Below are 11,106 nucleotides of genomic sequence, written 5' to 3'. Positions count from 1 at the left end.
CCCTGGAGCCCGTTCAGCACCGCGCGCGGCAGGTCCTCGGGCGCGTAGCAGGCCAGCACTCGCAGCGCGTGGATCGCCAGGGGGTCGGCCTGCTCGATCTGTGGGCACGTCAGCGCCCACACCCGGGCCACCGCGCCAGCACCCGGGACGCCTCCAGAAGTGGTGTGCAGCAGACGCAGGTAGCCGGCCAGGTCCGCACCGGGAGTGTTGGCGATGTAGGCACCGGCTTGCCGAAGCGCCGACTGGGATCCTTCCAGCTCCGCGGCCAGCCGTCCGGCCTGTTCCTCGGCCTGAGCGCGATCGGGGCCGACTGCGGCACCGATCGTGGACAGCACCAGTTTTACCGCGTCCGTAGGGGACAAAGAAGTCAGCACTCTCCAACCCTGTCGCCCGAGGACGACAGTCCACCTCGATGACGCATATCCGTTATCTCACTCACTGCGCCCCCCGAAGGCAGGCGAGGTTTCGTCGTGTCAGGCCGGGTTGCCAACCGGAGCGTCTTCGACCTCTCGGCGATGTGCAGCGAGGCCAGCCAGTTTCGATCAGGTGTGTGGCGACTGACCGCGCACGGTTTGGACCCTTGCGAGGCTCCGGCCGCCAAGAAGAAGCGAGCACAGCGTCCGAAGACGATTGGTTGTGGGTCTTACCACGAAACTCTCCCTGAAAGATTGGCATAAATCAGGACGAAGCGGCCACGTGATCCTCGCCGCCCTCGATGGACGGATCCTGCGTATCCAGCAGAGAAAGACCGAAAATCGGTCATTTAGGTAATAAAAAGTGTTCTTTCCGGTTGGTCCGATATGTGGCTGTCCTTGACGGCGATGATGAAAGCGGAATTTCAAACTGTCGGAACGGGAGGTTAAAGTGATCGACCAGTTCTGTTGTCGCGCCTATAGCTGAGGTCGCCTCATGCCGGTCGAGAAGTTGGAGAACGACATCCAGACGCTGGTCGGGAAGATCTCCCGGGGAGAGATCATGCTCCCGGAGATCCAGCGCGGCTACGTCTGGAAGCCCACACAGGTGGCGAAGCTCATCGAGTCGCTCTACCGGGGATATCCGTCGGGCTCGCTGCTGCTCTGGCGGACCGATGACATGCCGGAGACCCGCCCCATCGCGATCAGCGGGGGCAACGGTGCCCCGCCCGCGGTCCCGCCGCTGTTCCTGCTCGACGGCCAGCAGCGGCTCACCTCCCTGCACCGGGTGATCAGCGACCACCCCGAGGCCCAGATCGTGTTCAACGTCGAGACCCAGGCGTTCCAGAACCAGAGTGCCGCGACGGCGAAGGACCCTCGCTGGATGAAGGTCGCCGATGTACTCCGGCCGGGTGCCAAGCAGTTCCCGGTCATCGTCAGGATGAGCGGCGCGCTGCCCGAGATGGACCCTGACCTGATCGGAGAGCGGATCAGCCGGCTGGCCCTGATCCGGGACCGCAGGTTCCACATGGAGGTCCTCACTGAGTTCCCATATGAGGAAATCGCCCAGATCTTCGTGCGGGTCAACAGTGGGCGGCCGCTCAAGACCAGCGACCTCGCGCTGGCCACCCTCTCCGCCCGCTGGCCCGGGATCGTGGACAGGCTCGAAACCGAGGCCAGGTACTGGGCCAAGCACGATTTCGGCGACCTGGACGCCACCTTCCTCACCCGTGCGCTCACCGGCACGGTCCTGGGCCGTGGCCTGTCCACCTGGTCGCACAGCCGACTGATCGCGGCGACCGACGAGCAGCTCGAGCGGGGCTGGGCCACGGTGCAGAGAGGGCTGCGCCACCTCGTCCCGCTGCTCAAGGAAAACCTGAAGATCTCCAGCAGTGGCCTGCTGCCCTCGCACATGGTCCTGCTTCCGCTGATCGTGCTGCTGGGCGAGCGGGCCGACGAGTCGCTGGACGCCGAGACGACCAAGGGCCTGCTCTACTGGTTCCTCGTCGCGACCATCCGCAACCGCTACAGCACCTCCACCGACACCCGTCTCAGCCAGGACATCCCGGTGACCCGGGAGTCCGAGCCGGTCAGACGACTGCTCACCAACCTCGGCATCGTGGGCACCCAGGTCGAGGTGACCCCCCAGGCACTGGCCGGGCGCACGGTCGGCAGTCCTTATTTCTTCCTGAGCTACCTGGTGGCCAAGGAGGCGGGCGCCACCGACTGGTGGCACGGCACGCAGATCAGCGCCCTCGCCGAGGGCGGGCAGAAGTTGGAATATCACCACATTCATCCGCAGGCGACGCTGAAGAATCATCCCGCGAAATACACCAAGACCGAGATCAACGACCTGGCCAACCTCGCGTTCATCTCGGCCAAGGCCAATCGGAAGATCAGCGATCGCTCGCCGCGCGAGTACTTCGTCGACGCCAAGTTCTCGCTGCTCACCGAGGCCGAGCTGGCGGCGCACTTCGTCCCCTACGACGAGGCGTTGCGCGATGCCGGGACGTACCGGGAGTTCCTGGTGGCCCGCCGCAGGCGGCTGGCCGGGGCCATGACCGAGCTGCTGGACCGCTTCAGGCCCGCCTGGATGGACGAGGCACCTGCCGCCGCCGATCCGCTCGCCGGTTGCTCGCTGGAGTTCGTCCTCTACCAGAGCACCTGGGACGAGAGCCGGGTCGTCGCCGTGGCCCAGCAGGACGGCTCGACCTGGACCGGTTCCTTCGGTCTGAACGAGCTGGTGTCTGCGCTCGACGCCGCCGACGGAGGGTTGGACAGTGACCTGGTGATCTCCGGGGAGACCTGCCCCCTGCGGGTGGAGGGAGACTCGGTGAACGTGACGATCGGACCTTTCACGGTCTCGGGAACCCTGGGCGAATGGCGCCAAATGGTCGAGCGGGAAAAGGACGATGCGCTGCCGCTCTCCCAGCTTCCCCAGGTCGTGGAGATTCCCCGGCAGGGGGAGCCGGCCCTTTTCCCGGTTACAAGCATCGAATAACTATTCGTGCCGTCCTATTCCGGATGCCGTGGTCAGTGATTACTTTCGCTGGCATGGAAGGTTCCAAAGATGCGGAGTCCCCGAAAAAGACCGGCCCTGTGGAACTGCTCAACATCCGGGAGAGGTCCTGGTCCAGACGTCTGCGCGGGTCGTCCCTGATCGCGGAGGTGGACGTCAAGGACGCCTACAGCGAACAGGTGGCGTCGGTCCTCGGCAAGGTCTACGAGAAATGGGTCGGAACCAGACGGCAGCCCGGTGACTTCTTCGTACGATGGCCCTCCTGCGTGGCGATCGCCGTCACCGGGGTCGCCGCCCGGGATTACCGGCAGGGGACGTTCTGGCCGGAGCTGTGGAAGGCCATCCGCTATCGGGGGCTTCCGGAAGATCAGACCGTCTGGGGGCAGGGGTTCGTCGCGGCGGTCGACAGCCTCGGCATGCCCACTTTTCCCGACATGCCGATGCCCTACCTCGGCCCGATCCTGATGCACACCGGCATCCCGACCTTCTGTCTGGAGGACTACTTCCGGCTGATCACCCAGCGCAGGACCGGCGAGCGGGGGCTGGACGCCGAGGGGTTTCTCGCCTGGGCGACCGTGCCGGGGCGGGAGAAGCGCCTCCAGGAGCTGGACGTGCCCGCGCGCCGCTTCCTGCAGCACGGCACCGAGTTCGCGCTGGACTTCGTCGAGCGTAGTTTCGACCTGCTGGACCGGCTGGGAGACTCGGCCCCGGATCTCGACGGCGTCGGGCTGCCGCCCCGGGTGGTCGGTCGCGCCCAGCAACTGGCGGCCGAGGGCCGTCTCGCGCTGGGGGCCTCGCGACCCTCCAGCGGAAGCCGTACCCGCACCGAACGGCCCAGGATCGCCCTCGACCCCTTCGGCCGGGGCATCGAGGTCGTCCTGCCCGCGATCAGCGAGACCCCCGACGGGGTCGCGCGCTGGAACATCACCGCCGATGGGGTGACCACCACGGTCCGCAGCCAGGCCCAGTGGGTGGGGACGGCCGAGGGAGCCCCCTCGACCAGCTTCGGCCTGCTGCGGCCAGTCCGTACGGTGGTGGTCGCTCTCGCGGGCTGGCAGCACCAGAGCGAACTCCCCGTCGTTGACCCGGCCGCGCCCCTGCTGGTCTTCGCCGAGGACGGTCGCTTGCTGCCGCCCAGCCTGCCGCTCCCGCCCGACGTGGTCTGGGTGGTGCATCCTGACGAGCACGAACTGGTGGCGGACGGCCCGCTCATGGTGACCGTCGAGGGACAGCTACCACTCGGCTGGGACGGCTGGTGCCTGCGGCAGGTCTCGCTGCGGGGCGTGCGCTCGGTCGAACTCGCCGGGATTCCCGCCGGCCGCCGTACCGTGCGGGGCTACTCCCACCCCAGGATCGTCACCGGCGAGCCCGTCCGGGGAGTCACCACGCCGTACGGCTCCCCGGTCTACCCGCATCCGCCGGAGATCTGGTTGCCGGGCGAGTCCGGCGCGGACACGGCCTGGCTGATCGAGGTACGGCTCAGCGGGAGTGACACCGTCGTCGCGTCGCGTCCCCAGACGATCAGCGAGCCCACCACGGTCACCGACCTGTGGGACTCGCTGCCCCGGCCGCTGCTCGGTGCCTTCGACCTCGCCGTACGCGGTCCGCTCGGACGCGGGGCCAAGCGTACGGTGTTCGTCGCCGAGGGCCTTGACGTGCGCTTCACCCCCGGTGTCCGGGTGTTCGGCAGCTCAGGTCTGGCCGACGGCCGGGCCGAGCTGTCGGCGGCGATCGGGGGCCGTGCCAACCCGAGGATGCTCTCCTTCGACGCCGACCAGCTCGCCGGCGTGGTTGAGTACCGGACCGACACCGAGTCCGAGCCCCTGGTGGTCACACCTCCGCACGTCCAGATCATGCACGAACGGGCCGCGGAGTCGCCGGGCTGGCGGGCGGGTCCGCTGCGGATCGCCTCCGACGTGTTCACCGACGGCCCCGGCGCCCTGCTCGTCCGGGTTCCCGAGGCGCGTGCCCTGCCGACGTTGCGGGTGGTGGTCGGGGGGCAGATCGTGCAGGAGGTCCCGTCCAGTGGCCGGGCCCAGGAGGGAACGGCCCGCTACGACCTGGTCAGGATCGCCGACACGGTGCACGAACACCAGCGAGCCGACCTGCTGCTGGACGTGGGCAAGGAGATCATCAGGGTCGCGAGCATCCGCCCCCGCCAGCTCGCGCGGAGCGCCGACCGGATGGACGGACACCTCCAGCTCGCCGAATTCGTGCCCGTCGAAGGGCTGACGGCCGGGATCTACGCTGCCCGAGCGCCCTGGCGCGAGCCGCTGATCGTGCCCGTCGAGCAGGACGGCAGGATCCCACTCCTCCCCGAGCTGGCCGACGCCGGTCCCCTGCTGCTCTGCCTCCAGGTGGACGACCCGTGGGTACCGGCCGAATGGCCACGCTGGCCCGACCACTACCTGATGGTCGGCGGCGAGGGGCATCTGGTCAGCGAGGACCTCGAGGAGACGAAGCTCTCCCGCTTCGTGGCGGGGGAGGGCGCCTTCCCTGACGAGGTCGACGACCTGCGGCGGGTCTGGACCACGCTGGATCTCATGCACCAGCTCCGGTCGTCCTCGGACGTGCAGCAGTTCCGGTTGCACTGCTCCCGGCCACTGCTGCAGCGACCCGCCGACGCGCTGGTCGCGCTGGTGGATCTCGGCTTCGAGCCGGACCGCACGGTGGTCGCCCTCATTACCTCGGGTCTCGCGGCGACCGCCGTACCGGACCTCGATCAGGTCGGTACGGCGCGGAAGATGTGGGCGCTCGCCCCGGCGGCGGCGGTACTGGCCGGAGACCTGGCGGACGCCGACTGCTTCTCGGCGGCGGAACGGCAGTGTGGTGAGGTACTGGCCGAGATCACCGAGAAAAGCGTCGACCCCTGGGCGGGAGTGGGGCGGTTCGGGCCCGAGGTCGAGAGGATGGTCCACCTGACCTCCCAGCAGATCGAGGGCATCTGGCGAGCCGCCAACGTCGTCCCCCAGGCGCTGCTCGACGTCGACACCCGGGCGTCGGCAGCGCGCAGGCTCTTCGACGCCCGGGACAGGGAGGCATTGCGACTGGTCAGCCAGATCGCCGCGCACGCGGTCAGGACGGCGCAGTCGGTGCTGGGACAGTCGGCTCTGCTCCGCCAGGTCAACGAGCGAAGGCCCCCGGCGGATCGGCGCGGCTGGTACTCCCTGCCCGCTGCTTCGATGGCATTCGCGCTCCTCGCCAGGCTGGCGGCCAGAGGGGATACGGACTGCACTCGTGCGGAACAGCTCTTCCGCGCCGACTGGGCCCGGCTCGCCGCAGTGGCACCCGACCTCGTGACGATCGACCTCGTACTGGCCGAGTTGCTGATCGGCGCAGGGAAGAAGGAGACGCAGTGAGCGACACGCTCGACCCGCTGAGCACCAGCGACCTGATCGTCGAGAGCTACCGCCGGTATCTGCGGTCGCTGCTGCCCGTCCGCGAACCGCGGATCGCCCGCGCGCTGGCGGCGGAGATCTCCGCGAGTCCGATGCTGACCAAGGGGCCGCTGCTGGAGGCCACCCCGCCGTACGCGACGGGGGCCACGCTGCTCCAGCTCGTCAACGAGGGCGTGCTCGATCCGGCGTTCAGGATGCTCGCCGGCGAGGACCTGCCGTTGGAACGGCCGCTGTACCGGCACCAGGAGACCGCGATCCGCAAGGCCGGGCAGGGCCGGAACCTGGTGGTCGCCACCGGAACCGGTTCCGGCAAGACCGAGAGCTTCCTGCTGCCGATCCTGAACTCGCTGATCGCCGAGCATGGCCGCGGCGATCTCGGCCCAGGGGTGCGGGCGCTGCTGCTCTATCCGATGAACGCACTGGCCAACGACCAGTTGAAGCGACTGCGCAAGCTGCTGAAGAACGTCCCGCAGATCACCTTCGGCCGCTACACCGGGGACACGCCGGAGAGCGCGCGGGTGGGCGCGGAGAACTTCGAGGCGCTCAACCCCGGCGAGCCGCGACTGCCCAACGAACTGCTCAGCCGGCAGGAGATGCGGGAGAATCCTCCGCACCTCCTGCTGACCAACTACGCCATGCTGGAGTACCTCCTGCTCCGGCCCGACGACCTGTACCTGTTCGAGCAGCGGAGCTGGCGGTTCGTCGCGCTGGACGAGGCACACGTCTACGACGGCGCCAAGGCGGCCGAGCTGGCGATGCTGCTACGCCGCCTGCACGACCGGGTGGCTCCGGAACGGCCGCTGCAGTGCATCGCCACCAGTGCGACGGTCGGCGACGACCCGGCGCCGGTCACCGAGTTCGCCAGGAAGCTCTTCGACGTGCCCTTCGAGTGGGTGCCCGGCGACGCCTCCCGGCAGGACCTGGTCACCGCGACCCGGGTGCGGATGCCCGAGGGGCCGTTCTGGGGACCGCTGCCCGCCGACGCCTACCGGGAGCTGGCCGAGGCCGCCGACCCGGCCGCCGATCTGCTGGTGCTGGCCAAGGAGCGAGGGTTCGCCGCGGACGACCCCGGCCTGGCCCTCGCCCACGAGCGGGGCATGGCCGAGCTGCGCCGGCGATTGGCCGCGGGGCCGGTTCCCTTCGCAGACCTCGCCGGTTGGCTCTTCGACCCGCACGAACGACCGGCGGAGACGCTCGCCGCGCTGGTCGCGGTGGGCAGTAAGGTCCGTGATCTGGCCGGTTCGCCCGTGCTCTCCGCCCGCTACCACCTCTTCGCCAGGGCGACCGAGGGGGCGTTCACCTGCCTCACTCCTGCCGGGCCGCACGTCTCCCTGGGTCGTCACGAGACCTGCGCGTCCTGCCAGGGGGCCACCTTCGAGTTCGGTGCCTGCAAGCGGTGTGGCGCGGTCCATCTGATCGGCGCGGTCCGAGCGGATGGCGCCGACTACGTCTTCGCACCGAGGATCAAACGGGACGAGCGCAGGGTGTGGCTGCTCCTCGGTGACTCCCCGGTGCTGGCCGACGAGGACGACGAGCTCGACGAGATCGGCGGATCGACAGAGGTCACCGGGGACGACGCGTTCCTCTGCGCGGGGTGCGGCGGACTGTACCTCTCGTCGAGGCTGATCTGCGGGCGTGACGGCTGTACGGCGAGCTCCCTCTGGCCGGTCCGCCGGCTCAACACCCACCAGGACTCCCCGTCCGGCTGCGTCGCCTGCGGAGCGAGGGGGCAGGGGATGATCAGGCAGTTTGAGAGCGGCAACGACGCGGCGGTGGCCGTGCTCGGCACCGCCCTCTACCAGGCGCTTCCTCCCGCCGCCGAGGAGGAGCTGGCCGACCAGCCGGGGGAGGGGCGCAAGCTGCTCTCCTTCAGCGACAGCCGTCAGGCCGCCGCGTTCTTCGCCCCTTACCTGGAGTCCAGCTACGCGGGCATCCAGCACCGCCGCCTGATCCTCGAAGGGTTGAAGGCGGCCAGCCGGGACGACGACGCGGTCAGCGTCGCCGACCTCACCTATCAGGTGGCGAAGGCGGCGGACCGGGCCCATGTGTTCACCCGCCGGATGTCCGGTGGGGAGCGCAGGCGCGAGGTGGCCCTGTGGATCATGCGGGAGCTGGTGGCCATGGACGACCGCCAGTCCCTGGAGGGACTGGGACTGCTCCACGTCGATCTGGACCGGGAACGCAACTGGCCGGTCTCGGGGTTGAGGGCGCTGGGGCTCTCCGAGGAGGAGAGCTGGGCGCTGCTGACCGAGCTGCTCCGGACCGTCAGGCAACAGGGCGTCCTGACCATGCCGGACGGCGTCGATCCCAGGGACGAGGCGTTCGACCCGCGCCGGGGCCCGATCTACCTGCGGGAGGACGGTTCGGAACCCGGCAGGAAGGTGCTGAGCTGGCTGCCCACTCGGGGGATGAACCGGCGACTGGACTATGTACGGCGGGTGTTGTCCGCCCTCGGTTCCGACGCGGATCCCAAGGAGGTGCTCCGCGGCTGCTGGAAGTTGATCACCAAGCCGCGGGACGGCTGGCTGAAGACGGACACCGTCAGGTCGCTCGGCACGCTGCGCCAGATCGACCACGACTGGCTGCGGTTCGCACCGGCTTCGCCGGAGCGGCCATCGCACCGGTGCAATGTGTGCCGCCGGGTCACCTCGGTCTCGGTACGTGGGGTCTGCTCGACGATGGGCTGCCAGGGCACGCTGCAACCGTTCACCGTTCCACCCCTGGCGGAGGACGACAACCACTACCGCGCCGTCTACCAGTCGATGCGGCCGGTGCCACTGGTGGCCCGCGAGCATACCGCCCAGTGGACCAGCCTGGAGGCGGCGGCCATCCAGCAGGGGTTCCTGCGCGGCGAGGTCAACCTGCTGTCCTGCTCCACCACCTTCGAACTCGGGGTGGACGTCGGTGAACTGCAGTCGGTGCTGCTGCGCAACATGCCACCGACGACCGCCAACTACGTCCAGCGCGCCGGGAGGGCGGGGCGCAGGACGGACTCGGCCGCGCTGGTGGTGACCTACGCGCAGCGGCGCTCCCACGATCTGTCCCGCTACCAGAACCCCGCCTCGATGATCGCCGGACAGGTACGCGCGCCGTACGTCCCGCTCGGCAACGAGCGGATCGACCGGCGGCACGCGCATTCGATCGCCCTCTCGGCGTTCTTCCGGCACGCGAAGAAGGTCGGCGGCGAGACGTGGACGACGGCGGGTGAGTTCTTCCTGCCGGAGAACGGCGGGGTGGCCGCCTCGCGGGTCCGGTCCTTCCTCTCGCCCGTCCCTCGGGACGTCATGGAGTCGCTGCTGCGGGTGCTCCCGCCGGAGGTCCAGCGGGAGATCGGCGTCAACACCGGCGCCTGGGTCGACGTCCTGGCCGGTCTGCTGGAGGAGATCAGAGCCCAGCTCGCCCTCGACGTGGAGATCTTCGAGGAGCGGCGCGTCGCGGCCTTCGAAGCGCGTCAGGACCACCTCGTCAGCCGGTACGCCAGAACCATCAACACCCTGACCAAGCGCAACCTGCTCGGCTACCTCGCCAACCGGAACGTGCTCCCCAAGTACGGTTTCCCAGTCGACACGGTCGAGCTGCGCACCTCGTACTCCGGTGAGGCGGTGGGCGCCAAGCTGGAGCTCACCCGGGACCTGTCCGCGGCGATCTACGAGTACGCGCCGGGCTCCGAGGTCGTGGCCGGAGGGCTGCTCTGGCGATCCGGCGGCGTCTACCGGCTGCCGGACCGTGCGCTTGTGGGCAAGCACTACCTCATCTGCGAGCACTGCCAGCATTACCGGGAGGGGGACGAACAGCTCGACCCGATCTGCCCGTCCTGCTCGACGGTGGCGCGGAACGCGCCGAGGCAGTACTACGAGCCCGAGTTCGGCTTCGTCGCGGAGTCCAAACCGTCGAAGACCACCACCACGCCGCCCAAGCGGAGCTGGAACGGCGCGACCCATGTCCTCTCCCTCGCGGCCGAGGTCGAGGAGTTCGTGTGGCGGGCCGCCGACGGCGGGACGATCCGCGGCCGGGCGGGTAAGCGGGGACGGCTGATAGCCCTCTCCGAGGGACCGACCGGAGCCGGTTACCTGATCTGCGACTGGTGCGGCACCGGGATGCAGTTGACGAAGAAGGTGGTCAAGTCCCACCCTCACCTGCTGCGCGGTACGGAGTGCACCGGACCGCTCCGGCGCCGCTCGCTCGCCCACCCGTACGAGACCGACATCCTGGCGCTGGACTTCGACCACCTCGCCGTACCGCTCGCCACCAACACGGCGAGCTGGCATTCACTGCTCTACGCGATGCTGGAGGGGGCGGCGGAGGAGCTCGAACTGAGCCGCGACGACATCGGCGGCACGCTGTACACGCGGCCGGGCAACCGGATCGGACTCGTCATGTTCGACGCGGTTCCTGGGGGAGCGGGCAGCGTGCTACGCATCGCCCGGGCCCTGGACGGAGTCGTGAAGGCGGCTCATGCCAGGGTGTCCAGCTGCGACTGCGGTGAGGAGACCTCCTGCTACGGCTGCCTGCGGAGTTTCCGCAACCAGGCCCACCACGAGGACCTCAGTCGCACGGCGGCCCTCGGCGTACTGGGCCCACTGACGGTGGCCGGTCTGGAGACGGAGCGGTACTGACCTTGGAGGGCGTTTGATCCTGTGGGCTCCGTCTGCTTTGGGTTCAGGCGCCGTGCCAGGTGGGGTGGATTCGCCGGTGGGGGCGTGGTCCTATGACCTGTTCACCCGGACCACGACCGTGAACCACTACGCGGTGGCGCAGGAGATCTTCAAGGGACTCC

General features: G+C 69.1%; 3 protein-coding genes and 1 pseudogene. 3 read left to right on the top strand and 1 reads right to left on the bottom strand.

Annotation, left to right across the window (positions count from 1 at the left end):
• Window positions 1–335, bottom strand: a pseudogene (locus ABZ260_RS36290) (hypothetical protein); the annotation flags it as partial.
• Between the two features lie 574 nt (window positions 336–909).
• Here ABZ260_RS36290 and ABZ260_RS36285 point away from each other — a divergent pair.
• From ABZ260_RS36285 to ABZ260_RS36275, 3 genes are read left to right on the top strand one after another with little or no spacing between them, the layout of a single operon-like run.
• On the top strand, window positions 910–2,913 hold the full coding sequence (locus ABZ260_RS36285) for a DUF262 domain-containing protein (protein WP_355626643.1): 2,004 nt from the start codon (window positions 910–912) through the stop codon (window positions 2,911–2,913).
• A 53-nt stretch (window positions 2,914–2,966) separates the two neighbouring features.
• Window positions 2,967–6,290 carry a hypothetical protein gene (locus tag ABZ260_RS36280; protein WP_355626641.1) on the top strand — a complete coding sequence of 1,108 codons (3,324 nt, stop codon included), beginning with the start codon at window positions 2,967–2,969 and terminating at the stop codon, window positions 6,288–6,290.
• Entirely contained in the window at window positions 6,287–10,945 is a 4,659-nt protein-coding gene (locus tag ABZ260_RS36275) for a DEAD/DEAH box helicase (protein ID WP_355626639.1), read from the top strand. Before ABZ260_RS36280 ends, ABZ260_RS36275 begins: the two co-directional genes overlap by 4 nt.
• Window positions 10,946–11,106: the final 161 nt, after the last annotated feature.

Source organism: Streptosporangium sp. NPDC006013 (assembly GCF_040614275.1).
GTDB lineage: Bacteria > Actinomycetota > Actinomycetes > Streptosporangiales > Streptosporangiaceae > Streptosporangium.
This window is presented reverse-complemented; position numbering and strand designations above follow the sequence as displayed.